The 26,992-nt window shown below is 70.0% G+C and carries 24 protein-coding genes; 10 read left to right on the top strand and 14 right to left on the bottom strand.

Annotation, left to right across the window (positions count from 1 at the left end):
* The first annotated feature begins 88 nt into the window (after positions 1-88).
* The gene (holA, locus tag ACFKCF_RS00725) at positions 89-1,060 is read left to right on the top strand and encodes a DNA polymerase III subunit delta (RefSeq protein WP_394489494.1); all 972 of its coding nucleotides are present in this window, start codon (positions 89-91) and stop codon (positions 1,058-1,060) included.
* A 198-nt stretch (positions 1,061-1,258) separates the two neighbouring features.
* On the opposite strand, the gene ACFKCF_RS00720 is transcribed toward holA, so the two are convergent.
* Together ACFKCF_RS00720 and ACFKCF_RS00715 are read right to left on the bottom strand one after the other, a co-directional pair.
* Positions 1,259-2,245 (bottom strand): transposase, encoded by a 987-nt coding sequence (locus ACFKCF_RS00720; protein ID WP_394490014.1) that lies wholly within the window; start codon positions 2,243-2,245, stop codon positions 1,259-1,261.
* Between the two features lie 166 nt (positions 2,246-2,411).
* On the bottom strand, positions 2,412-3,479 hold the full coding sequence (locus ACFKCF_RS00715) for a serine hydrolase domain-containing protein (RefSeq protein ID WP_394489492.1): 1,068 nt from the start codon (positions 3,477-3,479) through the stop codon (positions 2,412-2,414).
* Positions 3,480-3,572: 93 nt separating this feature from the next.
* Here ACFKCF_RS00715 and ACFKCF_RS00710 point away from each other — a divergent pair, with 93 nt between their 5' ends.
* On the top strand, positions 3,573-4,070 hold the full coding sequence (locus ACFKCF_RS00710; RefSeq protein WP_394489490.1) for a hypothetical protein: 498 nt from the start codon (positions 3,573-3,575) through the stop codon (positions 4,068-4,070).
* Between the two features lie 238 nt (positions 4,071-4,308).
* Here the strand turns inward: ACFKCF_RS00710 and ACFKCF_RS00705 are convergent, their stop codons facing one another.
* Entirely contained in the window at positions 4,309-5,460 is a 1,152-nt protein-coding gene (locus ACFKCF_RS00705) for a sensor histidine kinase (protein WP_394489488.1), read from the bottom strand.
* Between the two features lie 126 nt (positions 5,461-5,586).
* Between ACFKCF_RS00705 and ACFKCF_RS00700 the strand changes: the two genes are divergently transcribed.
* From ACFKCF_RS00700 to ACFKCF_RS00680, 5 genes are all read left to right on the top strand, one after another.
* Complete coding sequence (locus ACFKCF_RS00700; protein ID WP_394489486.1) at positions 5,587-5,841, top strand: hypothetical protein; 255 nt, start codon at positions 5,587-5,589, stop codon at positions 5,839-5,841.
* Between the two features lie 85 nt (positions 5,842-5,926).
* Entirely contained in the window at positions 5,927-6,160 is a 234-nt protein-coding gene (locus tag ACFKCF_RS00695; protein ID WP_394489484.1) for a hypothetical protein, read from the top strand.
* 736 nt (positions 6,161-6,896) lie between these two features.
* On the top strand, positions 6,897-7,694 hold the full coding sequence (locus ACFKCF_RS00690) for a hypothetical protein (protein WP_394489482.1): 798 nt from the start codon (positions 6,897-6,899) through the stop codon (positions 7,692-7,694).
* Positions 7,695-8,197: 503 nt separating this feature from the next.
* Positions 8,198-8,374, top strand: coding sequence for a M23 family metallopeptidase (locus ACFKCF_RS00685; protein WP_394489480.1), 177 nt, complete (start codon positions 8,198-8,200; stop codon positions 8,372-8,374).
* A 210-nt stretch (positions 8,375-8,584) separates the two neighbouring features.
* A complete protein-coding gene (locus tag ACFKCF_RS00680) occupies positions 8,585-9,079 on the top strand; it encodes a VOC family protein (protein ID WP_394489478.1) in 495 nt (164 codons plus the stop codon).
* 834 nt (positions 9,080-9,913) lie between these two features.
* On the opposite strand, the gene ACFKCF_RS00675 is transcribed toward ACFKCF_RS00680, so the two are convergent.
* The 7 genes from ACFKCF_RS00675 to ACFKCF_RS00645 form a co-directional block, all read right to left on the bottom strand.
* The gene (locus ACFKCF_RS00675) at positions 9,914-11,044 is read right to left on the bottom strand and encodes an epoxide hydrolase family protein (protein WP_394489476.1); all 1,131 of its coding nucleotides are present in this window, start codon (positions 11,042-11,044) and stop codon (positions 9,914-9,916) included.
* Positions 11,045-11,191: 147 nt separating this feature from the next.
* On the bottom strand, positions 11,192-11,884 hold the full coding sequence (locus tag ACFKCF_RS00670) for an ABC transporter ATP-binding protein (RefSeq protein WP_394489474.1): 693 nt from the start codon (positions 11,882-11,884) through the stop codon (positions 11,192-11,194).
* Positions 11,877-12,794, bottom strand: coding sequence for an ABC transporter ATP-binding protein (locus ACFKCF_RS00665; protein ID WP_394489472.1), 918 nt, complete (start codon positions 12,792-12,794; stop codon positions 11,877-11,879). The genes ACFKCF_RS00670 and ACFKCF_RS00665 overlap by 8 nt, the downstream gene beginning before the upstream one ends.
* A complete protein-coding gene (locus ACFKCF_RS00660) occupies positions 12,791-15,355 on the bottom strand; it encodes an FtsX-like permease family protein (RefSeq protein WP_394489470.1) in 2,565 nt (854 codons plus the stop codon). The genes ACFKCF_RS00665 and ACFKCF_RS00660 overlap by 4 nt, the downstream gene beginning before the upstream one ends.
* On the bottom strand, positions 15,352-18,405 hold the full coding sequence (locus ACFKCF_RS00655) for an FtsX-like permease family protein (protein WP_394489468.1): 3,054 nt from the start codon (positions 18,403-18,405) through the stop codon (positions 15,352-15,354). The genes ACFKCF_RS00660 and ACFKCF_RS00655 overlap by 4 nt, the downstream gene beginning before the upstream one ends.
* A 181-nt stretch (positions 18,406-18,586) precedes the next feature.
* Complete coding sequence (gene rpsT, locus ACFKCF_RS00650) at positions 18,587-18,856, bottom strand: 30S ribosomal protein S20 (protein ID WP_394489466.1); 270 nt, start codon at positions 18,854-18,856, stop codon at positions 18,587-18,589.
* Between the two features lie 174 nt (positions 18,857-19,030).
* Positions 19,031-20,023, bottom strand: a complete 993-nt coding sequence (locus tag ACFKCF_RS00645; RefSeq protein ID WP_394489464.1) for a hypothetical protein — start codon at positions 20,021-20,023, stop codon at positions 19,031-19,033.
* A gap of 14 nt (positions 20,024-20,037) precedes the next feature.
* Here ACFKCF_RS00645 and lepA point away from each other — a divergent pair, with 14 nt between their 5' ends.
* Together lepA and ACFKCF_RS00635 are read left to right on the top strand one after the other, a co-directional pair.
* Positions 20,038-21,906 carry a translation elongation factor 4 gene (gene lepA, locus ACFKCF_RS00640; protein WP_394489462.1) on the top strand — a complete coding sequence of 623 codons (1,869 nt, stop codon included), beginning with the start codon at positions 20,038-20,040 and terminating at the stop codon, positions 21,904-21,906.
* A 31-nt stretch (positions 21,907-21,937) separates the two neighbouring features.
* Positions 21,938-22,429: a GNAT family N-acetyltransferase gene (locus tag ACFKCF_RS00635; RefSeq protein ID WP_394489460.1), complete on the top strand. Its 492-nt coding sequence runs from the start codon at positions 21,938-21,940 to the stop codon at positions 22,427-22,429.
* Positions 22,430-22,433: 4 nt separating this feature from the next.
* Here the strand turns inward: ACFKCF_RS00635 and ACFKCF_RS00630 are convergent, their stop codons facing one another.
* Positions 22,434-23,915, bottom strand: a complete 1,482-nt coding sequence (locus tag ACFKCF_RS00630; protein WP_394489458.1) for a DUF6297 family protein — start codon at positions 23,913-23,915, stop codon at positions 22,434-22,436.
* Positions 23,916-23,943: 28 nt separating this feature from the next.
* Positions 23,944-24,567, bottom strand: a complete 624-nt coding sequence (ccmA, locus tag ACFKCF_RS00625; RefSeq protein WP_394489457.1) for a heme ABC exporter ATP-binding protein CcmA — start codon at positions 24,565-24,567, stop codon at positions 23,944-23,946.
* 151 nt (positions 24,568-24,718) lie between these two features.
* On the opposite strand from ccmA, the gene ACFKCF_RS00620 reads away from it, so the two are divergent.
* On the top strand, positions 24,719-24,961 hold the full coding sequence (locus ACFKCF_RS00620; RefSeq protein WP_394489455.1) for a hypothetical protein: 243 nt from the start codon (positions 24,719-24,721) through the stop codon (positions 24,959-24,961).
* 8 nt (positions 24,962-24,969) lie between these two features.
* Here the strand turns inward: ACFKCF_RS00620 and ACFKCF_RS00615 are convergent, their stop codons facing one another.
* A complete protein-coding gene (locus tag ACFKCF_RS00615) occupies positions 24,970-25,680 on the bottom strand; it encodes a response regulator (protein ID WP_394489453.1) in 711 nt (236 codons plus the stop codon).
* Positions 25,677-26,570 (bottom strand): sensor histidine kinase, encoded by an 894-nt coding sequence (locus ACFKCF_RS00610; RefSeq protein ID WP_394489451.1) that lies wholly within the window; start codon positions 26,568-26,570, stop codon positions 25,677-25,679. The genes ACFKCF_RS00615 and ACFKCF_RS00610 overlap by 4 nt, the downstream gene beginning before the upstream one ends.
* Between the last annotated feature and the right edge of the window lie 422 nt (positions 26,571-26,992).

The following is a 26,992-nucleotide window of genomic DNA, read 5'->3' as shown; positions in this document are numbered from 1 at the left end:
GGGGCTGCCAAGGGGGGTCAGGGTCGGTGGCGGGTACGGGGTGCGCCCGAGTACCGGGTTGTCGGTGGCGCATGGCATGCTGCCTGACATGGCGGGAACCGATCCAGCACCTGTGACCCTGGTCCTCGGCGATGAGGAGCTGCTGGCCGAGCGGGCCGTGAGCACTGTCGTCGCGGCAGCGCTGGCCGCCGACCCGCAAGCCGAGGTGCATGACCTCATGGGTGGGAAGGTCGCGGTGGGTGAGCTGACGCAGCTGACCTCTCCGTCGCTCTTCGGCGATCGTTCCGTGGTGGTGATCCGGTCGGCCCAGGATCTTTCCAAGGACGTCATCGCCGAGATCCTCACCTATGCCAAGCAGCCCTCTGACGACACCGTGCTCGTTCTGTCGCACCCGGGCGGGGTGAAGGGGAAAGCGCTGGTCGACGGGGCGAAGAAGGCCGGGGCCAAGGTGCTCACGGTCAGCAAGGTCACCAAGGCGGGGGAGCGGCTGGACTTCATCAAGGGGGAGTTCAAGCGGGCCGGGCGGGGGATCTCCGGGGACGCGGCGCAGGCGTTGCTCGACGCCGTGGGCAACGACCTGCGGGAGCTGGCGGCGGCGTGCAGCCAGCTGGCGTTCGACACGGAGGACAAGACGATCAGCGCGGCCGCCGTGGCCCGCTATCACAAGGGCCGGGCCGAGGTCACCGGGTTCAACGTGGCCGACTCCGCTGTCGAAGGGAGGTTGGCGGACGCGCTGGAGCAACTGCGGTGGGCTCTGGGCACCGGGGTCGCTCCCGTGCTGCTGGTGAGTGCGTTGGCCGGTGGCTTGCGGTCGCTGGCCAAGGTCGGCAGCGCACCGCGCAACCTCCGAGGCGGACAGTTGGCCAGCCACGTCGGCATGCCGCCGTGGAAGGTGGATCGGGTGAAGCGGCAGCTGAACGGATGGGGGCCTGAGGGGCTGTCCAGGGCGATCCAGGCTGTGGCGAGCGCGGATGAGCAGGTCAAGGGCGGCGGAGCGGATCCGGCGTACGCCTTGGAGCACACGGTGCAGGTGATCGTGGCCAGCCGAACGGGGCGGTAGCCGGCGGCCGATGTCCCATGGCCTCGCCCCGTCCTTGTAGGTGCCAGGTGGGGAGGTCCGAGCGGGCTGGCGGCATCGGGCTGTTTCCGGGGGTGTCAGGCAGGGGGTTCGAACGGCTGGCGGTACCGGGCCGTCCTTGGTAGGTGCCAGGTGGGGAGGTCCGAGCGGGCTGGCGGCATCGGGCCGTTTCCGGGGGTGTCAGGCAGGGGGTTCGAACGGCTGGCGGTACCGGGCCGTCCTTGGTAGGTGCCAGGTGGGGAGGTCCGAGCGGGCTGGCGGCATCGGGCCGTTTCCGGGGGTGTCAGGCAGGGGGTTCGAACGGCTGGCGGTACCAGGTCGTCCTTGGTAGGTGCTAGACGAGTAAGTCCTAATTCGGGTTGGTGGTCGTAGGCGATCAGTGACCGGGTGATGGGCTGGCCGGTGGCGCGGTTGTGCCAGATGGCGGCGGTCAGGGCCAGGATGCGCTGGGCGATGCGAGCCCCGACCCCGGTGACGGTTCTGGCGCCGTGCGGTTCGAGGTCGAGCTAGCCCTTGAGCGTGTCGTTGACGGACTCGATGAGCTGGCGGATGGGCTTGAGGAGGTGTTCGCCGGGGCGGGGTGCGCGGTTGCGGTGGGACGGGCGCAAAAAGCCGCGCGCCGCGTTCGGCCAGGAAGGTGTCCAACTCGGTGGAGACGTAGCCTTTGTCGGCGATGATCAGCAGGCCGGGACGGTCGGCGAGCAGGTGCGGGTCGTGCTCGCAGATGGCCATCAGGACCTGGCGTTCGTCGATGTTCGGGGTGGCCAGGGCCCAGGTGATGGGCAGCCCGGTGGGGGTGCAGATGAGGGGCAGGCGCAGGCCCCAGAAGTAGCGGGTGTGGGAGCGGCAGTAGCCGTAGCCGGCCCAGCCGGCCAGATCTGATCGCTGGGCAGAGGGGCGAGAGCGGCCGCACTCGATGGGGGTGGAGTCGGTCACCCACACGCTGTTGTGCCATAGGTCGGTGTCGGTGGCCAGTGCCCGGATTGCTTGTTTGAGCAGGGTAGGGCCTTGTGCGGGCGTTTGTTGTAGCCGGATTGACCGGGAAGGTAGGGGAAGGCGCCGGGCAGGTGTTCGGGGACATAGCGCAGCCAGCGCGCCTCGGAACGCACGCCGGGCCTCCGCCAAGGGGAGCAGTTCGGCATCGGTCAGCTTCGGCTTGCGTCCCATGCGCGGTCGGCGCCCGAGCCAGTCGTCGATCCTGACGTACAGTGCGGTGAGAAGGGTGTTGAGGTCTGTCTTCACAAACCGGTCGTCAACACCCTTCGCTATGTCCACACTCCGCTCTGCAGGGACTTAGGACTTACTCGTCTAGTCGTCCCGCTCGGTCGCGGCGTCACAATGCGCGCAGTAGACCCAGCGTGATCTTGCCGTTGATGTCCTCGAGGTTCCATTGCCCCGCCCGATATGCCTGGTTGCTGATCCAGAACACCATCACGCCCGCGTCGAGGAACCGGGCGAACTCACCGAAGGACCAGTCGTTGCCGCCATCATGTTCGACGATCCGGCCGTGCTCAGTGCGCGGAAACACGCCCCAGCCATAGCCGTAGTACGCCTTCGCCTTGTGGCTGACGAGCGCCTGCGGGGTGAACATTTCCGCCTTGGCCCGGCGGGACAAGACCTGGTCTCCCTCCAGAGTCCGGTGCCAGCGGTACATGTCGCGGGCAGTGGAGAGCATGCCGCCGTTACCCCGCAGGTACCAGTAGGGGCCATCGGCTGCCCAAGGATGCTCGGTGGGGCGCCCTCGTCCCCTGCCTTGCTTGTCGTATTCGATCGCGACCTGGCCTGCCGCCCAGCGGGGCAGCACGTATCCCGTGCTGGTCATGCCGGCAGGGGCGAAAAGGTGCTCTGCCAGGAAGCGTTCGTACGAACTGCCGGACACGCGCTCGATGAGGGCGGCCAGCAGGCTGTAGCCCACGTTGGAGTAGTGGAACCGGGCTCCCGGCGCCGACAGCAGCGGTGACGCCAGGGCGCGTTGCGTCATGGTGTCGCGGGAGACGGGGGCGTAGTCGTCGCCGAGGTCACGCAGCCCTGAGGTGTGGGTCAGCAGATGGCGCACGGTGATCAGACGCTTGTCGGCCGGTACCGGACCGAGGTGGACAGCGATCCGGTCGGTGGTACGCAGCTTGCCCATCATCTGCAGCTTCATGATCCCGGCAGCGGTGAACTGTTTGGTCATCGACATGATGTCGTAGGCCGTGTCACATCGAGCCGGAGTCTTGGTCTCGCGGTCGGCCAGGCCGAATCCGGCGCAGTGCACGAGCTTGCCATGGCGGGCCAGCGCCACCGTGCCGCCGGGCCCGGGCAGCAACGTCCGATCAATAAATGACTCGATCCGTGGATGGACCGGAGCAGAGGACAGCAGAACGCCGGCCAGAGCGGCGTGGAACCAGGTGGAGATCACGCCTTCGACGCTGGCCAATCCGCTGGCCCGAACGCAAGGAATGTGCTGTTCCGGCTTGTGCGGATCTGTGCGACTCCGCTGTACTGCCAGGTTATGAGCACCAGATCAGACGAGCAGTCAGGCCGTCCCGACCCAGCTGCGGCACACACCGACGCCGAGTTCGTGGCCGCACTGCAACGGCTCAAAACCTGGTCCGGGCGCAGTTACCGCGACATTCAGTCCCAGGCGCAGCGGGCTGGCCACCACCTGCCGTACTCGACTGCGGCCGGGATGCTCAAGCGCGAGACGCTGCCCCGCGGGGAGGTGGTTACGGCGTTCGTCCTCGGCTGTGGTCTTGACGAGCAGGCGGCCGCGGCGTGGGGCGCCGCCCGCATGCGACTGGACATGGGCGTGGCACCCGGACCAGGACCGAAACTGGAATCAGATTCCGCTCGACCGCGACCGCGACCGCGACGCCGCTGGCGGGCGGCTGCCGTCGCGGCGGTAGCCACGACGGCAGCTGCTCTGGTGATCTCCGCCAACGTCGCCCAGGCCGAAGAAGACGTTGTCCTGTCAGACGCTCCGGCGCAGCACGGGCAGGTGTTCGACTGAGGACTGCGCGCGGGAGGCACCCGGGCGGTCAAGATGGTGAGGTTCTGCGGTGAACCACCCCGAGATCTCCTCCAGGGCAAGGGCGACAAGTTGCGCGAGGTCGACATCCACCCCAAGCTCCGCGCCACCCGGTTCTGTGGAGGTGAGAGGCTCAAGGACATCTGCCGCCCAGCCCCTCACCGTTCACGATCATCGAACGGCCTGGAATGTCACTAGAATCAAGCGTTTGGTCGGCTTGTCACAGCCGGGCTGTCACGATGAGGCCGCCGCCGTCGCGCGGCTTGGCTACTACGGTCCCGCCGTGGGCGTGCGCGGTGGCGCGGACGATCGACAGGCCGAGACCGCTACCGCGGGAGGAACCGGCCATGTCAGTCCTGAGCTGACGGAAGGGCTCGAAGATGGCTTCAGAGTCGTATGCGGGGACCACGGGGCCGGTATTGGCTACAGCAATCTCTGCTCGTCCCGATTCCGCTCTGGTGGTGATCCATACCTCACCGTCGGGCCTGTTGTGCCGGACCGCATTCTCGACAAGGTTTTGGACGAGCCGCTCCACCAATGCCGGATCGCCCGTCATAGGCGCGGATCTGAGATCGCTGTGCAGCGTGATCCCCGACTCGGCAGCCTCGTCGGTAGCGTGTTCAAGCACGGTGCTCGCCACCTCGGCTAGATCGAAGCGTTGCGGCCGTTCGATGACTGACCGTTCGCTGTCCGCCAACGCGAGCAGGCCTTCGATCAGTCGCTCGTGTTTGGCATTGACGGCCAGCAACGACTCGCCGAGTCTCTTGGCGTCCTCGGTTGCGTCGGTTCGGCGGAGGGCGACCTCGACCAGAGTCCTGTTGATCGCCAGTGGCGTGCGCAACTCGTGGGAGGCGTTGGCGACAAAGCGTTTTTGGCCGGCGAAGGCTGCGGCCAGCCGTACGAGCATGACGTCGAACGTGTCGGCGAGCTCCTTGACGTCGTGGTGCGGGCCGCTGTACGCGATGCGCTCGTCCAGATTATGGCTATATGCCACTCGCTGGGCAGTCTGGGTCACTTGGTAGAAGGGCCGCAGCACCCTGCCTGCCACTAGCCAGCCCGAGCCCACGGCAACAGTCCCCAGCAGGCCGAGCACGATTGCGCCTTGCACCAGCAGCGAACTGAGGGTCTCCCGCTCGTAGAATTCTTGGGCGGCGAGTTGCTCCGCCTTGTTGACGAGGACGAACACCGACGAGCCGCTCGGAGCCAAAATTGCGTGGTTGGGCACGACATCTGCGGCGCCTGCCATACGTAGCCGCGTGTCCACCAGCACGTCGCTGACCAGTAGGTAGGTCGCTCCGAGGAGCAGGAGACCCATTGTGAAGAACAGCCCGCCGTATAGCAGTGTGAGCTGAACCCGAGTGTTGAGCTTCACGTGATCCGCACCCCTTCGCCGTCGACCCAGGCTGGTGGTCCTGGGCCATGTCACGCGCCGCGGGGTTGGTTACGCCCGCGTTATGTCACCTGCGATTACTTGATCTCCATGAATAGCGTGTCACGATTGCTGACGATCGTCGGGTTCGCGCTTGCCACTGCCACCGCATGCGGCTCCGGCGGAATACCGGCTGAGCCAACGCCCACGCTTGGGCTACGCGATCCCAACGTTCTGGAAGCCCGCGCGAAATTCACCGCGTGCATGCGACGCCACGGCATGAAAGTGTCAGACCCGGACCTCGAAACCGGAACATACACGGTCGATGTGGAGGAGAAGGACCGTGATCGCTTCCTGGCTGCCCAGCGTTCGTGCTCTGCATGACTGATGTTCGGTTCGGCCTGTCAGAGGGGGCAGGCGTGGTTCCAGGTTCAGACGGTTGGTGCGGGTCTGGTCGGGTGGAGTGAGGTTGAGGGAGCCAGTTGCCGAACCGGCGCGGATGGTGGAGGCGTACCGAATGGATCCGGTCATCGCCGAGCAGCTCGGCCGCGCCCACCGCTCGCCCGCCATGCCGATGACTTCCTCACCGACCTGGCCAACGCCGGCGCCTCCGCCCCCACCCGGCGCGGCCCGTGAGGTGCCGCTCGTGGTGGTGGAGCACGTCCGGCGCTGCCTGGAGCTGGGCGGGGGAACTGGTCAATGACGCCGTCGTAGGTCTCCTGAGCGGGCGGTGTCTTGATGAGCACGATGTCGCCGGTAGGCCGCGCGGCCCACACGGTGGTGCAGTAGCTGCGGATCTCGGCCTCCGCGGGGACATGCGGCAGAGCTTCTTCGGCCGGCGTTGCACCTGGCTGCCAAGCTCGGCGCGCAGGTACCGGAAGACCTCCTTGAGGCAGGCGTAGTCAGGTCGCTCCTCGCGCAGGTACTTTGCCAGTTGGCCGGCCTTGCGCTTGGCGGGGTTCTTTCTTGGCGGCCGCTTGGGCCCATCGAGGACCTGGATCTGGCCCAGTGGGCACTGGAAGATCCCGCATGACAGGGCCCCTGGGTGGCGTCCTGCCCCGATCAGGGAAGACGAGGTCAACGTCCGGAAGAACCGGCGTTCGGCGCCGCGCTGGGCGCCTTCGGCATAGCATCCGGTCCGATCCCGGCAGATCACCTCGACTCCGGGCTGGGCTTCCAGCCAGGCCGAGAAGGAGTCCGCCGAGCGATCCGGTAGCAGGCTGACCACATGACCGCCTTCCACATCGACCAGCACCGGCTCAACAAGATCGTGACCTTGGACGTACGACGATCACAGAAAGTGGCCAGACCCACACACACCTGGCCGTTGGCAATCCGAAGAATGCAGTTCGTGCGCCGTGATCTGGATAGCTGCGGATCAGCTGCATCTTCCATACTTCATTCCTTGTCATTCAGCGGATTATCGGGGAAGAGTTCACGTGAAAGCGTTCAGGAAGAAGATGGCGCTGGCATTGGCCGTCGTGGTCGCCAGCGACGTATTCCTCACGTCACAAGTGAGCGGTACCGCGGCCGCCGATACCGCCGATGTCGTGCGCGAGCAGGCCGAGGGCCGGCTCGGGCCGGGCGAATGGCTGCTGCCCGGCCAATCGTTGACGTCGCAGAGCGGCCGGTTCCGCCTCATCCAGCAAAAGCAGGGAAATCTCGTCTTCTACGATGGGACCACGGCGTTGTGGACGTCCCCGACCTCCGGCAACCCCGGTGCCAAGGCGACGATGCAGAAAGAGGGCAATCTCGTCATCTACACCTCCGACAACAAGCCGTTGTGGGGCACCCCCACGGCGGGAAACCGGGGCGCCTACCTGCTGCTCCCGGAGAGCGGCGGCGATCTGGTGCTGTACTCGCGGGACAACGAGCCGCTCTGGTCGTCCAGGTTTTACATCGGCAAACTCCCTTCTGGACACTCGCTGCGTGCCGGGCAGTCGGTGCGCTCGCAGAACGGCAGGTTCAAGCTTCTGCAGCAGAAGGAGGGAAACGTGGTCCTGTACGACATGCAGGGCGCCCAGCGTGCGCTGTGGACCACACCGACGGCCGGCAAGCCCGGCGCCCGGTCGATCATGCAACCGGAGGGCAACTTCGTGGTGTACGACGCCAACCTGAAGCCACTGTGGACGACCCCGACCGCCGGCAACACTGGAGCCTGGCTCGCAGTCGGCAACGACGGCCAAGTGATCATTTACTCTCGAGACAACCAGCCGCTGTGGTCCAACCGCCGATAGCGTAGGTGACTTCCTCGCCTGGCCGGTGTACCCCTCCCCGGCCCGGGCCGTCACGGCCGAGCTGTAGAGGTGAACGAGCGCCGATGCCATGCGGGCCGACAATGGCACTCGCCTCGGGCTGCTCCACGGCGTTCCCTTCAGGTCACCATGCATGGCGACGGTGGGCGGTCGCCGCCGGTGACGCTGTGGCGCGCGACACAACGCCACTCTGTCACGATCGACTTGGGGAGGTCGTACCCGGTCGGGCGAGTGGATCTCGCGCCCCACAACGACGGAGCCAGCGGCGGCCCGCATAACGCCAGCATGTCACGATCCACGACGCTGCTATCGGCGGACGATCCTCGAATCGACCGGAGGAATCGCCGTGAAACCCCCACTTACTGGTTCCAGATGCCGGTCCCCTGCGGCCGGCGGTGGACGACGTCCACCCATGGCGCGGCATTCCAGCCAGTACATGGTGGAGATGATCTCGGTCAGCGGCGCCACGCACGGCACCCCTGCAGTTGGCCTCCGCCGCCGGCACCGTGGTGACGTCGACCTTCTTCAGCGACGCGGGCAACACCATCGTCATCGACCACGAAGGCGGTTGGGTGACCCGCTACCTCCACCTGGCACGTCGTGTGGGTGAGGTCGGCGTGGCCGTAGGGCAGGCGTGCGGCCCGATCGACGCCTTGACTTGACCGGGTTTCCCGTCGTCGAAAGCTGAGGTGGCAGGGGAAGTGAAGCTTCGTCGACTCCAGGAGCAAGCGGCACGGCCACGTCGTCTGAAGGTCATGCCGTGGTGGATGGTGCTCATCGGTGTGGTCACCATCGTCGGCGGCACCCGGGCATCCACTGCTTGACTGCTGGCCGAGACGCAAAGGACATTCGCAACAAAAGGTGGAGAAGGCGTGAGCGTAAAACCCACCGTACCTGACGGGTACACGACGGTCACAGCGTGGATCATCCTGAAGGGCGTCGACAGGTTCATCGAGTTCCTCAAAGACGCCCTGAGGGGGGAGGAAGTGGGGCGGGTACTCAATCAGGACGGAACGATCGGACACGCTGAGGTCAAGATCGGCGATGCCGTCGTGATGATGTTCGACTCGGCCGTGGGCTGGCCAGAGACTCCGCAGTTCCTCCGGCTGTACGTCGAGGACAGCCAAGCCGTCTACGACCGCATGATCGCCGCCGGATGCCGCCCTGTGACCGAGCTGACAGAGATGGCCTGGGGTGACAAGGTCGGCCGAGTGGCCGACCCGTGGGGCAACCTTTGGTGGCTGCAAGAGCAGGTGGAGGAGGTCTCGGAGGAGCGCTGGGGTGAGCCGAAGTATGTTGAGGCGATGGCCTACGTCCAGAGATCCCTCGACGAGGAGATGAAAGGACGTGGAGCCCTCAGTAAGTAACAGGTGGACGCGCAGTCTTGCCGTGAGCCACAAGAGATCGGCAATCACCGGCCCCCAGGTCGGTGAACTGCGTGAGCACCAGTCGCCCTGAGTAGTCCGAACAACGAACACCGTCCTGACCGCTGCGGCATCGGCAGCAGTTCCAGCACCGCCCACTGCCGCCTCGTCCCCGCCATAGTCGGGGCTGATACCGGTGAAGTCGCCTATCCAACTGTCGCAAGCTCTCGATACTGAAGGGCGATGGGAGTGACTTTCCGTGAGGTGGCCTACGGGCGGGTCGTGGTGATGGCCGCCCGCGCGTGGGCGGGCGGCCCCCGAGGACGTGCGCTCATGCGGCAGGAGGCAGCCCGCCGGCGGCGCAGCGTCCTGCGCTTCTTCGGGGGGCGGCTGAAGACCAGTTGGTCCGCCTCGGCGACGGCGGCTTGGCCGTCGCCGAGCAGTCACACGCGCCGGCTGCCTGTGTCGGTGGCGGTGTCGGTGCGGTGTCCAGGCGGGCCCGTACCGCCATCCAGCCCTGACCGGTCGACCGGCCGGTAGAGGCGGTGGTGGCGGTGGTGGCGAGGCGGACCTGCCAGCCCGGCCGGATCGTCCGGGCTGGCCGATAGTCACCACTCATCTAGGCCGGGAGGTCCACACAGGCTGGCGGCATCAGGCCGTTCCCCAAGGTGCCAGGCGGGAGGTCGGAGCGGGCTGGTGGTGTCGGGCCGTTCCCCAAGGTGCCAGGCAGGGAGGTTCGAACGGCTGGCTGTACCAGGTCGTCCTCGGTAGGTGCCGGGCCGGGGGTTCGATGGCTGGCAGGGGGGTCAGGTCAGAACGTTACGGGCGGAGGGGTGGTTAGGGCGTTGGGCGGAGGGGGCGGAAGAATGTTGTCAGTTCCTTCTGCATCAGCGCAGGTTCCTCCAGAGCCAGGAAATGGCCGCCCCGGCCGGGCTTGCTCCAATGGCGGAGGTCGGTGCAGGAGCGTTCGGCGATTGAGCGGGGGATGCCGGACATGGACGGTTCGTGGCTGAGGGTGAGGGCTGTCGGGACCGTGATGGGTGGGCGGGGAGTGTTGTGGTCCCAGTCGTAGTACTGCCTGAACGAGGTGCCGATCGAGCCGGTTGCCCAGTACAGGGTCAGGATCGTGAGCAGGGTGTCGCGGTCGAAGCGGGACTCCAGGTCGCCGTGGCAGTCGCTCCAATCCCGATATTTGTCGACTATCCAGGCGGCGAGTCCGGCGGGTGAGTCGATCAGGGCGGCGGCGATGGTGTCGGGCCGGGTCCCCATGATGGCGCTGTAGCCGCCGTCGAGCTCGTCGTACGCCTCCTCGGCCGCCACGAACGCCTGCTCGTCCGCCGACATCGGCGGGTCGTCGAACGACGCGGGGAACGGGGGATGGATCAGGTGGATGCCGATCACCTCCTCCGGGTGAAGCGCGGCCAGCCATTGGATGGCCGCGCCGCCGATGTCGCCGCCGAAGGCGGCGTACCGGTCGTACCCCAGGGTGTCGGTCATCAGCGTGTGCAGCATCCGCGCCATCGCGGCCCGCGTGAGCGGCTCCGACGGCAGATCGGAGTAGAGGAAGCCCGGCATGGACGGGATGACGACGTCGAACGCGTCAGCCGGGTCGCCGCCGTGGCGGGCGGGATCGGCGAGGCGGGCCGCCAGGGGGAGCATCTCCAGGAAGCTGCTCGGCCAGCCGTGGCAGAGGAGGATGGGCGTGGGCGCGGGGCCGGCTCCGGCGATCCGGACGAAATGCAGGCCCCCCTCGCGATAGTGCGGCAGCGTGTTGAGCTCGGCCTCCCGGGCGCGGTAGTCGAACTCCTCCGCCCAGTACGTCACCAGTTCCCGCAGGTACGTGGGGTCGGCTCCGGCCTGCCAGGCCTTGGCGCCGGTGCGGTCCGTGAACCTGGTCGCGCGCAGCCGAGCCCGCAGGTCGTCCAGCACGTCGCCGGGCACCTCTATGCGGAACGAGGAAAGAGTCACGCATGGTCTCCGATCGGCTGAATGTTCCAGTGGCCGGCGATCCGGATCAACCGGACCATCGGCTCAGTGAGGGGGAGGGCGGGGAGCCAGGGGAGTCGGGGGAGGGCGCAAAGCCAGGTGAGGGCGGGGAGTCCGCTGAGGGCAGAGTCAGGTGAGGGCGGGTTCGTGGATGACGCCGTCGTTGATCTCCAGGACTCGGTCGGCCAGCGTGATCAAGCTGGGGTCATGCGTGGCGACCAGGGCCGTGACCCCCTCACTCCGTACGAGTGCCCGCAGCAGCTCCATGATCTGCCGCCCGGTCTGCGAGTCCAGCTGCCCCGTGGGCTCGTCGGCCACCAGCAGCCGGGGCCGGTTCGCCAGGGACCTGGCGATGGCCACCCGCTGCCGCTGCCCCCCGGACAGCTCGTACGGCCGCTGGTTGGCATGCTGCTCCAACCCCACCAGCGCCAGCAGCAGACGTACGCGGGCCTCCCGCTCCTCCGCCGGCGTCCGCAGCAGCCGCATCGGCACCCCCACGTTCTCCGCCGCGGACAGCACCGGGATCAGCCCGAACGACTGGAACACGAATCCCACCACGTCACGGCGCAGGGCCAGCAGGTCGTCCTCGGACATGCCGGTGACCTCCTGCCCCGCGACGACCACCCGTCCGGCGTCCGGTTTGTCCAGGCCGCCGATCTGGTTGAGCAGGGTCGTCTTCCCGGACCCCGACCGCCCGCGGACCGCGACGAGCTCGCCCGGGAACACCGAGAACGACACGTCCCGCAGCGCCACGACCTCCTTGGGTCCGGTCCGGTAGACCTTGCGCAGCCCTTCCACCACGACCAAAGGCGAGTCAGTCATCAGAGGGCTCCTCCCGGGCGGGCCACACGCCGATGTGGTCGGATTCGAGCTCGAGGCGCACCCGCCGCTCCATCTCGAGCGCGTTCATGAAGTCGCGCGGCAGCTGCAGCCGCCCGACCCGGTCCAGCACGGCGTACTCCTCGGCGACGATCTGCCCCTCGGCGCCCTCGCGCCGCAGCGTCTCGCTGCTGGTACGCCCGTCGCGAATGCCCACCGTACGGTCCACCTGCTCCGACACCAGCGGGTCGTGCGTCACGACGACCACGGTCACCCCCAGCTCCCTGTTGGCCTTGCGCAGCGCGTCGAACACCTGCTCCGACGTCTCGCTGTCCAGCTCGCCGGTGGGTTCGTCGGCGAGGATGAGCTGCGGGGAGTTGGCGAGCGCGACGGCGATGGCGACCCGCTGCTGCTCGCCGCCCGACATTTCGGGAATCTTGCGGTCTGCGCAGTACCCGACGCCCAGCAGCTCCAGCAGTTCCAGCGCGCGGCCCCCGCGGCGACCGGCCAGCTTCATCGGCAGCTCGACGTTCTCCCGAGCGGACAGGTACGGCAGCAGGTTCCGCGCGGTCTGCTGCCAGATGAAGCCCACCACGGACCGCCGGTACCGCAGCCGGTCGCGGGCGTTCATCGACAGCAGGTCCATTTCCGCCACCCTGGCCACCCCGGCCGTCGGCACGTCCAGCCCGGACAGCACGTTGAGCAGGGTCGACTTGCCCGACCCCGAGGCGCCCACGATGGCCACCAGCTCGCCCTTGTCGATCACCAGGTCGAGCCCCTGCAGCGCGACGACCTCCACGCCCTCGGTCTTGTAGATGCGTACGAGGTTGTCGCACACGATGTGCGCGTCGCCGCCGAACGCGGCCTTCTCCCGCGTCGCCCTGGCTTCCAGCTCGGACAGGGTCGGGTTCATTGGAGATCCCCCACTCGAAGGACGGCGCCGAGGTTGCGGCGGCGGCTGATGGCGGTGTGCGTGTAGGCGCCGAGCACGGCGACGGCAGTGAGCCCGCCCGCCAGCAGCGCAGGCACGAACAGGTCGAGCGAGTAGTCGCTGACCGGCAGGTCACCGGCGTACGACGACAGGTCCACGCCGGCCCCGAGCGCGAACGGCAGGCCGAGGCCCAGGCCCAGCCCCACCAGCGCGGTGACGAGGATCATGGGCAGGATCTCCAGCACGGTCAGCCGCTGCGCCTGCCGGTCCGACAGCCCGAGCGTGCGCAGGAACGACACCGCGCCGGCGCGCTCGGCGGCGCCGATCACCAGCGCCAGCACGACGGCGACGAGCGCGTACGAGCCGAGCGCCACCGTCACCACGACCAGCGTCCAGCGCACGGTGCTGGTGAGCGGGTCGTCCTGGATGGCGCTCAGCGCCCGCTCCTGCGACTCCACGGTGGCGGACGGGACCAGCCGCGCCAGCACGTCAGGGGAGACGTCGCCCTTGATCAGCAGGGTGTTCGGGGCGGGCCGGGTCAGCACGCCCAGCGGCACCACCATGAACTTCCCCTGGGTGAAGAAGCTGGGCACCGACTCGACCACGCCCCGCGTGGCGAGCTTCACCCGCGACTGCCAGCCGATCTCGAACGTCCCCCGTCCCCGCAGCTCCGGGGAGACCAGCGCGCCGTCGGACAGCGGGGGCACGCTGATCGGGGCGCCGTCCAGGATCCGGCGCCACTGCGCCACGTCCACGGCGAGCGCCTCGGCCCGTTCCGCGCCGTACCCGACCTGCACCCGGCCGGTCTGCGCGATCACCACCTGCTCGACCCCGGGCGTCGCCCGTACCCGGTCGATCGCGTCGGCGGGGATCTCGATGTTCGACGTCACCTTGATCGGCGCGCCCACCTGCTGCCAGGACGCCAGCCGCTGCGTGTCCGCGATCCCGCCGGAGATCACCGCGGCGAACACCGACACGCCCAGCGCGGGAAGCAGGATCAGCACGGGCAGCACGCCGGCGGAGCGCGCCCTGGCCGCCCTGGTCAGGCCCAGGAACGGCACGGCCGCCCGGCCGCGCGCGGCCAGCCGTACGAAGAGCCGCAAGGGGTACGGATAGCAGCGCAAGGTGATCAACGCGGCGGCCAGCGTCAGCGCCACGGGCACCAGGAGCAGGAACGGATCCTGCGAGGCGCCACGGGCCCGCAGCAGGTACGCCCCGACCAGCGCGAGCACCACGACCAGCACTTCCAGCGTGACCCGCCGGGCGGAGGGCCGGGCGGCGGACACGTCGTCGCGGCGCTCGTGGAGGGGCGTGCGATGGACGAGGGCCAGCCGCGCCCCGGCGAACCCGACGGCCGCCACGAACACGACCAAGGGCCCCAGGTGCACGATCGGCAGCACGGGACCGGGCACCAGGAACGACAACCCGTACCCGGCCAGCGCGGCGGGCAGCACCGCGACGCCGGTCAGCAGCGCCCCGGTGCCGGCCACCTGCCGCAGCGACCCGCCCCGGGCCCGCGCCAGGGACAGCGGGTGGTCGAGACGGTTGCCCAGCAGCAGCACGACCAGCGCGATCACGCCGAGCGCCACCGCCAGCAGCCCGCCGAGCACCAGGTACATCACGGTCTGCGCGGTGGCCACGGCGGCGAGGAAGTCGCCGAGCAGCTTGGAGAGCCCGGTGTCCAGGTGGTACGGGCTGCCCGTCGACTGGAGCGCGGCCACCCGCCCGAACTCGGCGACCGCCGCCTGGAGGTCAGGCGCGGCCAGCGCGCTCGCGCCACGGGCGTCGATCGGCAGGACCCAGTGGTAGGACAGGTTGCGCCCTTCACCGCTGAGCGCGGTGAGCCCCTCGTCGGGGATCAGCGTCGTGATGCGCTTCTCGAGCTCCTCGCTGCCCGGTGTCTGCGCCTTGACGACCTGCAGGATGTCGACGTTGTGGGACCAGTAGCGGTCACCGGGGTCCTTGGCCTTGAAGGCGCCGACGATCTTCAGGGCGGCGTAGTCGTTCTCGCCGACCATCTTGGTCTGGCCCACCTTGAGGTCCAGCTCGGGCAGGGCGTCCGCGACGATCCCCACCTCGAAGACCGGGATCGTCGCGCCCTCGTACCGCATGGTCGAGGGCTTGCCGGGCGCGCGGCCCTGGACCCAGTCCACGCGCCGGTCCGCGTCGGAGAGCCAGCCCAGGTTCATGTGGGTGTGGCCGGAGGTCCCGGTGACGGGCGTGGAGGTGGTCTTGGCGCTCATGTGGCCCGCGCCGACCGCCAGCGGGCGCAGCGCCGGCGGCAGGATCTGGCGCCAGCGGCGCTCGCGGGCGTCGAACTGGCCGCGTTCGTGCAGGTCCTCCTGGGACGAACGTGACTCCACGGACACCGTGAGGTCGGCCTGCACTGCGGGGGCGCTGACCAGCGAGCGGCGCAGCGCCTCGTCGAACGACGCCTGCATCGCCCTGGGCAGCCCCGCGACCAGCAGGCAGGCGCTCAGCGCCAGCACGAAGAGCACGGCCATCGTGCCCAGGTGCACGCGGGCGAGCAGGGCGATCCTCACCGTTCCTCCACGAGTTGCCCGTGTTGCCCGCGCAGGCGGCGGGCCAGCCCGGCCACGATGGCGAGCAGCACCGCGGCCACCAGCGTCAGCATCGCCGCGGTGGCCGCCCACGGGATGTCGAGCACCACGCCGGGGGTGACGGCCGAGGCCTGCCCGGTCAGTACGATGTGCGGCACGACCAGCACGCCGACGACCACGGCGAGCCCGGTGCCCGCGACGAGCGACAGCCCGATGACGAACGCCTGCTCGACCGCCAGCACCCCGAACACCTGCCTGGAGCTCACCCCGAGCGCCCGCAGGATCGCGAACTCGCCCATGCGCTCCCGGGCCGCGACGGTCGCGTTCACCAGGAACCCGAGCGCCGCGAACACCAGCGCCGCCGCGAACCCGAGCATCAGCGCCCCCTGCAACCCGCTGGCCAGGGGGTCGTCCCGCAGCTCGGCCGCCAGCTTGCGCTGGTCGAGCGCGGTCACGTCCCACTCGGGCCGCGTCTGGAGCGCCTTCACCGCGGGCGCGGTGTCACCGGCCGCGAGCCACCATTCGGTCGCGGGCCTGGGCAGCTGCGCCGCGGCCAGCTCGTACGTCTGCAGCGTCCCCCAGTCGGCGAGCACGGCCTTCTGCCCCGCGGGGGTGGTCGGCATGCTGTCCACGACCCCCACCACCTTGACCTGGAGCACCCTGCGGTCGATGCTGGCCGGCCCGACCTGGCCGACGGCCAGCTTGAGCGAGGCGGCCAGGTCGGCGGTAAGCACCACCGGCAGCGGTCCGGGCTTCGGCAGCGGCGCGAGGCCGGCGACCGCCGGCCGCGTCACCTTCATGGACACCGGCGGCGTCGCCACCTCGCGGCCGTCGGCGCTGAGGCCGGTCAGGGTCAGGTTCGCGGGGCTCTGGGGGGCGCCCGCGACGAGGCCGCGCAGCGACAGCGGGTACGTGATCTTGCCGGTGCGCCCGGCCAGCGCCCGGAGGTCGACGTCGATCCGGTTCTCGCCCTTGTGCAGCACCCCGAGCGACACGTCGCGCCACACGCCGAGCGCGTCGGAGAGCACCAGACGCAGCGGCAGGTCGCCGTCCGCCTCCGCCCGCAGCGTGAGCGCCGACGGCTGCCCTGGAAGATCCAGTTTGCCCGCCCGGTCACCCACCAGTGCCCGCGACATCTCCCCGATCGGCTGCGCGGACAGGTCGGCACGCAGGCGGAACAGCTCGCCGAGCTTGCCCGCGTCCAGGCCGAGCAGCAGCGCGCTCTCGCCGCTCACCTCGGTCTGACCGCGAAATCCCGGCGAGTACGCCGTGACGCCGGGCAGCGCGGTGAACGCCGTCCCGCGCCCGAGCGCCCCCAGCTCCGGCCCGTCAGGGGGACCGGACAGCCTCAGGTCGGCCCCGGCCTGGTGGCGCGCCTGGTCGACCTGCGAGGCCCGCCAGGTGGACGCGGTGGCCATGGACACGATGCCGATCGCGATGGCCATGGTCAGCAGCAGCGCCGGACCCGCGTACTTGAGCGGCCGCCTGCTCACCTGCCAGGCCCCCAGCGCGGGGGCGAGCGCCGGTCGCCTGGACGTCACCCGCTCGGCCAGCTTCGAGACGCGCGGCACCAGCCGCAGCCCCAGCATGCCGCCCGTGAGCAGGGCCAGGGCCGGCCCGGAGATGATCAGCGGGTCGATGCCGAGCCCGCCCGCGGCTGTCGCGGTCACGGGCGCGCCGTAGCGCTGCAGCTGCCAGATCGCCAGCCCGGCCACGACCAGCAGCGCCAGGTCTGCGCCCGCCCGCTCGATCAGCCCGCGCCCGCCGCCGCGGCCGCGCGCCGCCTGTTCCTCCACGTACGTGCGCCGCGTGCCCGCCAGCGCCGGCAGCACCAGCAGGACGGCCGCGGCCAGGGCCACGCCGAACGACACGAGGAACGTGCCCAGATCGGCCGAGGGCGCCAGCCGTACCCCCGAGGCCCTGATCCAGGGCAGCAGGTTGACCAGCGCGAGCAGCGGCGGGCCCAGGAACGGCGCGACCACCGCGCACGGCACCGCCACCAGCAGCGCCTCGCCGCCCGCCAGCGCGGCCAGCCGCACGGTGCCCGCGCCGCGCGAGCGCAGCAGCGCCACCTCCATGCGGCGGTGGTCGGCGAGCAGGCGGGCGGTGAGCATCAGCGCGTACGCGGCCAGCAGCAGCAGCTGCAGCACCGGGATCAGCATCGTGGAGCGCGCGACCAGGGACGCCGTGTCGAGCTGGGTCAGGATCTCGGGCAGGCGGCTGGCGGCCACGCAGCTGCCGCAGCCGTCCGCCTTCAGCCGCGCGCCCAGCTGGTCGATCGCTCCCGCCAGCGGGCGCAGCTGGGCGGGCGTGAGCGCGCGCAGGTCGGGTACGGCGGTCCAGGTGGCGTTCACGTTCGTGGCGAAGCGGGCGATGAACGTCTCGCGCGGCACCATCAGCGGCCCGTACGTGGTGAACTCGCCGCGCTCCACGCCCCGGCTGAGCAGCTGCTCGCCCGCCCACCGCTCGCCGAACGGGTCGTTGAGCTGGAACACGCCCACGATGCGGACCGTGACCGGGCGCGGGTCGAGGCGGCCCTTGGTGGTGAACTCCTGCCCCGCCTTGAACCCGGCCGCCGAGGCCGCCGACAGCGAGATCGCGGCCTCCACCCGGTCGCCGCCGGCGCGCGGCCAGGAGCCGGACACGAGCCGGGCGTGCTGGTCGAGCCCGTCGTAACTACCGAACCTGAGCAGCTCGGGCCGGTCCTGGGCGTCCTGGCCCGGCATGACGTAGGAGTCGGAGCGGAAGCTGGTGGTGACGGCGGGCGGGCGCGTGTAGGCCCTGGCGAACTCGGCGCGTACCGACCGGTCGAACTTGGGGAACGTCTCGGCCGTCACGGGGGCGCTGACGGTGGCGGCGGTCTGGCGGTACGAGGCCGTCTCCATCGTCCGGCGGATACCGGCGTCCGCGATGGAGGAGGCGTACATGGTCAGCGCGACCAGCGTGGTCGTCGCCAGAAGGATCGAGCCGAAGGCGGCCAGGAGGAGCAGCGGCTCGCTGAGCGCCCTTTTGACGACCAACGGCCCCCGCATGTGTCCCCCTTCGCCCCGTTTTAGTGCACCTTCGGGCAGATCTGGGCGATGGGGCAAGGTGATCTTTGGAACGGTGACGCACCCGATACGGCCATGTGATATCGAAACTGTGACAAAAGGGTGCGTAAACGAGAACGCCGCACCCCCGGAGGGAGTGCGGCGTTTCCTGTGTCAGGCGGCCTTACTTGCCAGCCAGCGACGCGGCCTGCTTGGCGATCGCGGACTTGCGGTTGGCGGCCTGGTTCTTGTGGATGACGCCCTTGCTGACGGCCTTGTCGAGCTGGCGGGCAGCGACCCGCTGCAGCGCGGCGGCCTGCTCGACGTCGCCCTGCTCGGCGGCCTCGCGGAACTTGCGGACGGCCGTCTTCAGAGAGGACTTGACCGCCTTGTTGCGCAGGCGAGCCTTCTCGTTCTGCTTGTTGCGCTTGATCTGGGACTTGATGTTCGCCACGAAGAAGCCTCGGTGAAAGTCTGAGTGATGGATGGGGCGCGCGGGCTCGAGAGAGGGCGCGCCACACGCAGTTGAACAGGTTACCAATAACTCAGGTTGGCTCTCAAATCAACGCGTACTTGAGCATCGGCGTTTCCGATGCTCGGCGCTCGCTCGGCGCTGGAAAGTCCTATGTTATCCGATCATCCACCGCGTGACGTACTCGTGCCAGTCCTCCTCCGTGGCGGCGAAGTCCACGTAGAGCGCCAGGCCGAAGCGGTCGCGGCGGCCGTGCTCCGACAGCGCGAGCCGGGCGCCCTCGGCGGCCATGGCGACGCTCTCGGCGTTGTCGAGCCAGGGCACGCCGTGGTCGTGGTAGGCCGGGGCGCCGATGTAGAGGGCCTTGGCGGCGGGCACCAGGTCCAGGGCCAGCTCGGCCTGGCGGGCGACGTGGCCGCCGTAGAGGGACTGCAGGGGGGTGAAGGAGTCGTACGTCATGACGGCGACCTGGTCCACGCGGTCCACGACCTGCTTGAAGTAGCCCTGCGACCAGTACTTGTCGTGGGACAGCAGGGCCCGGGCGGTCAGGCGCAGGCCCGGGTACGGCTCGATCTGCGGGGTGGAGGTGGACAGCAGGCCGGTGTGCCCACGGGTGCGCTCCAGCAGGTCGAGGAACTCGGTGTCGCCGTCACCGATCGGCTCGAAGTTGTAGTGGATGCCGTCGTAGCCCTGCCTCATGATGGCGGCGACGCCGGACAGGACGTTCTCGCGGGACTTGGGGTCGTCGAGGTCGAGGCCGTTCTTGACGGACTGGCCGAGCCAGGCGGAGATGCGGACCGCGGGGAGGCGCTCGCGTAACCACTTCACGAAATTTCCGGCGTTGGGGTATTTGTCTGGGCTTAAGGTGCCGTCCCAGTTGAAGGGGCCGGAGTGGACGTACACGTCCTTGATGCCCGTGGCGCGCAGCCGTACCGCCAGCTGCTCGACGTCGCGCTCCGTGCGGCGGCCGTCCACCCACGCGTGGCCCAGCCAGAGCGCGTCGTTGCCCGTGCTCTTCGCCCAGGCCGCCGGTGCACCGGTAAACTGGAGCCGGAGCGTGGCGGCGAGGAGGCCGACCAGCGCGACCACGATGGCCGAGGCAAGCGCGAGCAGGCGCAGGCCGCGGCGGATGACGGTTCGGGCAGTCACCCGGGCATGTCACCATGAAAGACTGCCTTACCTCAACCCTGTCGAAACGGACTTCGGTGCGCACTCAGCCTGGCCAGACCGACCCCGCGTTGATCCGCAACTTCTGCATCATCGCGCACATCGACCATGGCAAGTCGACCCTTGCCGACCGGATGCTGCAGATCACCGGCGTGGTCGACGATCGCTCCATGCGTGCCCAATACCTCGACAGGATGGACATCGAGCGCGAACGGGGCATCACGATCAAGTCGCAGGCCGTGCGGCTGCCGTGGGACGGCCACGTGCTCAACATGATCGACACGCCCGGCCACGTCGACTTCACCTATGAGGTGTCCAGGTCGCTGCAGGCGTGCGAGGGCGCGATCCTGCTGGTCGACGCGGCACAGGGCATCGAGGCGCAGACGCTGGCCAACCTCTACCTGGCCATGAACGCCGACCTGCACATCATCCCCGTCCTCAACAAGATCGACCTGCCGGCGGCGCAGCCGGAGAAGTTCGCCGAGGAGCTGGCGGGGCTGATCGGCTGCGACCCGTCCGACGTGCTCAGGGTGTCCGGCAAGACCGGCGAGGGCGTGCGCGAGCTGCTCGACCACGTGGTCCGGGAGATCCCCGCCCCCGTGGGCGACGCCGACGCGTCGGCCCGGGCGCTGATCTTCGACTCCGTCTACGACACCTACCGCGGCGTCGTCACGTACGTGCGGGTCGTGGACGGCCACCTGAGCAAGCGCGAGCGCATCCTCATGATGTCGACCGCCGCCACCCACGAGACGCTCGAGATCGGCGTCATCTCCCCCGAGCCCAAGATCTCCGAGCTGGGGCTGGGCGTCGGCGAGGTGGGCTACCTGATCACCGGCGTCAAGGACGTGCGCCAGTCGCGCGTGGGTGACACGGTCACCTCGGCGGCCAAGTCGGCCAAGGAGATGCTGGCGGGCTACGAGCACCCCAAGCCGATGGTGTTCTCGGGGCTCTATCCGATCGACGGCGACGAATACCCCGAGCTGCGCGAGGCGCTCGACAAGCTGCAGCTCAACGACGCGGCGCTGATCTACGAGCCGGAGACGTCGGCGGCGCTCGGGTTCGGGTTCCGGGTCGGGTTCCTGGGGCTGCTGCACATGGAGATCGTGCGGGAGCGGCTGGAGCGCGAGTTCGGCCTGTCGCTGATCTCCACGGCGCCCAACGTGGTCTACCGCGTGGTCATGGAGGACGGCAAGGAGCTCACCGTCACCAACCCGTCGGAGTTCCCCACGGGCGGGAAGATCGCGCAGGTCTTCGAGCCGGTCACCAAGTCGACGATCCTGGCGCCGTCCGAGTTCATCGGGGCGATCATGGAGATCTGCCAGGGGCGGCGCGGCCAGCTCCTCGGCATGGACTACCTGTCGGAGGACCGGGTCGAGATCCGCTACACGCTGCCGCTGGGCGAGATCATCTTCGACTTCTTCGACCAGCTCAAGTCGCGCACCCGCGGTTACGCCTCGCTCGACTACGAGCCCGCCGGCGAGCAGGAGGCCGAGCTGGTCAAGGTGGACATCCTGCTGCAGGGTGAGCCGGTCGACGCGTTCAGCGCCATCGTCCACAAGGACAAGGCCTACACCTACGGCGTCGACATGGCCAAGAAGCTGCGCGAGCTGATCCCCAGGCAGCAGTTCGAGGTGCCGATCCAGGCCGCCATCGGAGCCCGGGTCATCGCCCGCGAGAACATCCGCGCCATCCGCAAGGACGTCCTGGCCAAGTGCTACGGCGGTGACATCTCCCGTAAGCGCAAGCTGCTGGAGAAGCAGAAGGAAGGCAAGAAGCGGATGAAGATGGTCGGGCGCGTGGAGGTTCCTCAGGAGGCCTTCGTCGCCGCGCTGTCCACCGAGTCGTCCACCGACAAGAAGAAGTAGGACTTTCGGGGTAGGCGACTACCCTGAAAGCATGGAAGTGGTGCAAACCGCGCGCATGGTCCTTTCTCGGGTCACGCTCGACGATCTGGCCGCTGTCCATGAGCTTCACTCCGACCCCCGTACCAACGTGTACAACCCCGGGGGCCCCAGCGTTGACCTGGTGTCCAGCCGCGCCATGCTGGACCTCTGGCTCGCCGACTGGGCCGAGCGCGGCATCGGCTACTGGGCCGCGCGGGCGATCGGCGGGTCGGAGGTGCTCGGGTTCGGGGGGCTGCGCCGCGCGATCGTCGGCGGGGACGAGGTGCTGAACCTCTACTACCGGTTCCGGCCGTCCGCCTGGGGCCACGGGTACGCGGGGGAGCTCGTGGAGGCGGCGCTGCGGGTCGGCAAGGAGCTCGGCACCGTCGTCGCGGTCATCTGGCCCGACAACCTGCCGTCGCTGAAGGTGGCGGAGCGGGCGGGCATGCGCAGGGACCGGACGATCCCGTACGGGGGCGTCCAGAGCATCGTGTACGTGGCCTGAGGCCCTACGGGCGGCTGCGGACCACGTACCCCACCAGCACCAGAACGCTCGCGGTGGCCTGAGCCGCCAGGAAGCCGGCCGGCGGGCCCGGTGGGGACAGCAGTGCGGCCACGACGGGCAGGCACCCGAGCACGGCCAGGTCCACCCCGGTGAGCGCCCAGCGCAGCGGCCCGGTCGGGATCGCGCCCCCCGGGGTGTCGATGATCGGCATGGAGTGGTCGACCGGACTCCTCCTGGCCATCCGCAGGGCGGCGGCGGCCAGCGCGGGGGCCGTCAGCGGCCCGAACAGCCACCACGCCCCCGGCAGCGCGCCGCCCGCGCTCAGGGCGGCCAGCCCCAGAGTCGCCCACGCGCCGCCCAGCAGCGTGGGCAGCACCGCACGGGCCGCGAGCGCCTGGCGGCGGTCCACGCCGAGCAGCCTGGACAGGGCCGGGTTGTCGCTGTCCCTGCGCGCCCCCGACACGCTCACCGCCGCCACGGCCAGCGAACCCGCCAGCACGGCCGCTCCGAGCGTCACCGGAGCGCCGCCCGCCTGCGCCAGCACGGCCGGCAACGCGGACATCGCGAAGATGACCCCCAGACGCCCCGGCCTGCGGCCCACCCGGCGCCAGTCGTGCCACGCCAGCGCGAGCGGCGCGGGCAGCGCCGGCCACCGGCGCGAGCTGAGCTTCCTGGCCCGCCAGTGGTTGTCCTCGGCGATCCAGGTGAGCGTACCGGGGTCGAGGGCGACGGCCGCGTTCGCGACGTGGCCCGCTCGCGTCGAGGCCGTCACGAGGGTGCGGGTGGGGATCCGGTCGAGTGACGCCCACGCCTGGCGTACCAGGAGGGCTGAGGCCGCCGCCGCGGCGGCAGCCGCGACGGCCACCGCCGACAGGGGAGCGCTCGCGGCGACGGCGAGCACCGTGCGCAACTGCCCGCTGACGGTCACGACGGCGACCACCAGCAGCGCGACCGTCGCGGCCGTCAGCCAGACCTGCCACGACTGGGACGCCTGGCCGAGCACCGCCAGGGCCATCCCGCCCGCGGTCGCCGAGACGCCCAGCACCAGCGCGCCGAGCAGGCGCCAGACGAGCTGGTCGGGGGCGCCCAGTACGGCGACCAGCCCCAGCCCGAGCAGCAGCCCGGCCGCCGCCGCCACCATGAACAGCACCCGCGCGGTGCGCCCGAGCAGGTGCCGCCGGTTCAGCGGCGAGGGCAGCAGCCAGGAGGCGTCGGCGGCAGGCAGCATCACGGGTCCCGCCGCGCGGGCCGCGGTCAGGAAACCGGCCAGCGCCAGCGCGAGCAGGGCCGCTCCTGCGCTCACGCGAGCGGGGTCGGCCGCTCCGGCCAGCCCCTGGAACACGGTGGTGAGCGGCTGGCCGAGCACGGCGGCGAGCATCACCAGCCCGAACCCGGCGACGTACCGATCGAGCAGGCCACCTCGGGCCGGGCCACGCGAGCGAAGATATGCCCGCACCACCCGCACACTCCCCGCGGCCCCGCTCACGCGTCCACCCCCACAGCCTTGGCTTCGCTCATGCGTCCACCCCTGACGGTGAGACCTGGCGGGCACGGCCGGCCAGGCCGTGATCGTGCGTGGCCATGACCACGGTGCCTCCCTCGTCCGCGTACTCCTCGAGCAGCTCGCCCAGCCGGGCCCGGAAACCGGCGTCGAGGCCGCGTTCCGGCTCGTCGAGCAGCAGCAACGTGCTCGGCCTGAGCAGCGCGGAGGCCAGGGAGAGGCGTTGGCGCTGCCCGGTGGACAGGTTCAGCGGCGGCGCGTCCGCCCGCTCCACCAGCGCGAACACCTCCAGCGCCGCCTCGACGCCCATGCGAGCCTCGGCGTGCACGGCTCCCATGAGCTCCAGGTGCTCGCGGGCGGTGAGCCCCGGATACCAGGAGGGCTCGTCGCCGAGCATCGCCACCCGGCGCCAGAAGGCGGCGTCGTCGGCCGGCGGCTCCCCGAACACCCGGACCCGGCCAGAGGTGACCGGCTGGAGCCCGGCCAGGCAGCGCAGGAGGGTCGACTTGCCGCTCCCGTTGGGCCCGACGACGGCCACGAGCTCGCCCGGCGACACGGTCAGGTCCATGTCCCGGAGTACGGGATTGCCGCCGAGTTCGACCGTGAGCCGGTGAACGCTGATGATCGAGTCATACACGTACCCGAGCCTAGCCAGCCGCGCGCGCGGATGATCGCGACGATTTTCTGTCGGTGCCATCGCCTACCTTCAGTTCCGAACACCAGTGCGACTGGAGGGTGACGTGATTGCTTCTGAGCGATTCGAGCGTGCCGCCGTGTTGGGGGTTGCCGTGGCTGAGGAGACTCGGCGGCTGCTGAGGCTCCACCTGATTTCGGGGGAGGAGGGCGGCGACGGCACCGTGCTCGTCGACGTGCCCTATCCCGACGCGGTCGTGGTGGCGGCGCTGCTCGATGTGGCGGCGGAGTGTTTCGGCGAACGGGGTGACTCGGTCGAGGAGACCAGGCAGGCGGCGTTGGAGACGTTGTTACAGCTGGCCGGGTTCGACGGTGAGTCCCAGCTCAGGCAGCCCTGACCGCTGCTTCACTGCGGGCTCGCCACTCCGTGCCGGAAGGCGTAGGAGACCGCCTGGGCGCGGTCCCGCAGTCCCGCCTTGGCGAAGAGGTTGTTGATGTGGGTCTTGACGGTGGCCTCCGAGATGTAGAGGCGGCCGGCGATCTCGGTGTTCGAGAGGCCGTCGGCGATGAGAGCCAGCACCTCGCCCTCGCGCGGGGTCAGCCCATCGGGGAGCCCATCACGGACGACTCCAGAAGGAGGAGGAGGGGTGTTGCCGGTTGTGGCCGGGGTTGGCCTGGTGGGCGCCGACATGGTGTCCAGGAGGCGGCGTTGGACGCTGGGGTCGAGTTGGGCGTCGCCGCGCCTCACCGTGGCGACGGCCCTGGCGATGTCGTCGGCGTCCGCGTCCTTGGTGAGGAAGCCGCGCGCGCCCGCTCTCAGGGCCGCGAAGACGGACTCGTCGTCTGAGTACGTGGTGAGCACCACGACCTGGGTCTCCGGAAAACCGGCGCGGATGCGGCCGGTGGCCTCCACGCCGTCCATGCGGGGCATGCGCAGGTCCATGAGCACCACGTCGGGCCTGTGCTCCTCGACCAGCCGCAGCGCCGCCTCGCCGTCGCCGGCCGAGCCGACCACCTCCATGTCCGGCAGCAGCCCGAGCAGCAGCACCAGGCCCTCGCGCACCACGGCCTGGTCGTCCACCACGATGACCCTGGTCATCCGGGCGCCCCCGGTCATGCCGGCACCCTCAGGCGCACCTGGAAGCCACCGTCGCGGGCGCCTGCCGACAGCGTGCCGCCGAGCAGCTCGGCCCGTTCACGCATGCCCACGAGGCCGTAGCCGCCCCCTGGCGAGCCCTTCTCCGCGGAGGCCGGATTGGTGATGCGCAGCTCGCACCAGAGCCGGTCAAACTCGAGCTCGACCGTGGCCGGGCTGCCGGGGGCGTGGCGGCGTACGTTCGTGAGGGCTTCCTGGGCGGTGCGCACCAGGGCGAGCTCCGTCGCCGGCGACAGGCGGTGCTCGGGGCCGGAGATGCGCAGCGTGCAGGCCTGGTGGGCGGCGCTCTCGAAGTCGTCCGCCAGCGTGCGCAGCGCCACGGGGAGCGCGGGCGGGTCCTCGCGCAGCGCCTGCACCGCGCGCCTGGCCTCGTCGAGCCCCGACTTGGCCAGGTCGCGGGCCAGGGTGACCCGGTCGAGCGCTTCGCCCGTGCGCTCCGCGCGCAACAGCAGCTTGGCGCCCTCCAGGTGGACGAGCTGGGCCGAGAGGGAGTGGGCGAGGATGTCGTGGATCTCCCTGGCGATCCTGGCCCGTTCCGCGAGCACGGCCTCACGAGCCTCGGCGGCCCTGGTGGCCTTGCGCTGTCTGGCCGCATATGAGATCAGGACGATCAGGCAGGTGCTGAGGATGAGCGGGAGGTCCCGGGCCGGGTTGCCGACGATCGCACCCGCCACGACCAGGCCGCCGACGGCCAGCAGGCCGATGGGCAGCGCCTGGCGCAGGGTGAAGCGGGTCACGGCCAGGCTGACGCAGATGAGCAGCGCCCCGATCGCGGCGCCGCCGTCGGTGAGGGTGCTGAGGGCGATGGAGAGGACCACGGCGAGGGCGAGGGCGATCAGCGCGACAGGCACCCCGAAGACCCGCAGCGCCCGCGAGCCTCCTGCCTCCGCGCCTGCTGGGTCACCGCCCGGCGTCCACAGACTGCTCGACGCTGACGGCCCCGGACCGGCGAGCGCCAGTGGCTTTGAGGGCTTCGGTTTGCTGGGCGGCGGGGGCTCTGGCTGTGGTCGGTCACCTCGCGCCACGGGCTCTGGCTGTGGTCGGTCGCCTCGCGCCGGTGATACCGGTTGCGGCGGGCCGCTTGCCGCCGGGGCTTCCGATTGCGGTCGGCTGCCCGGTGCCGGTGCGGGCGCCGGTGCGGGTGCCAGTGCGGGTGCGGGTGTCGGTGCTCCTGGGCGGCTTGCGCTGCCTGGCGCCGACGGTTGCGCTGGGCCGCCTGGCGCCGGCGCTCTTGGGTCCGTCGGATCCGGTGGTGCTGGCGGTTGCGGTGAGC

The organism is Nonomuraea sp. JJY05 (assembly GCF_043496855.1).
GTDB lineage: Bacteria > Actinomycetota > Actinomycetes > Streptosporangiales > Streptosporangiaceae > Nonomuraea.
This window is presented reverse-complemented; position numbering and strand designations above follow the sequence as displayed.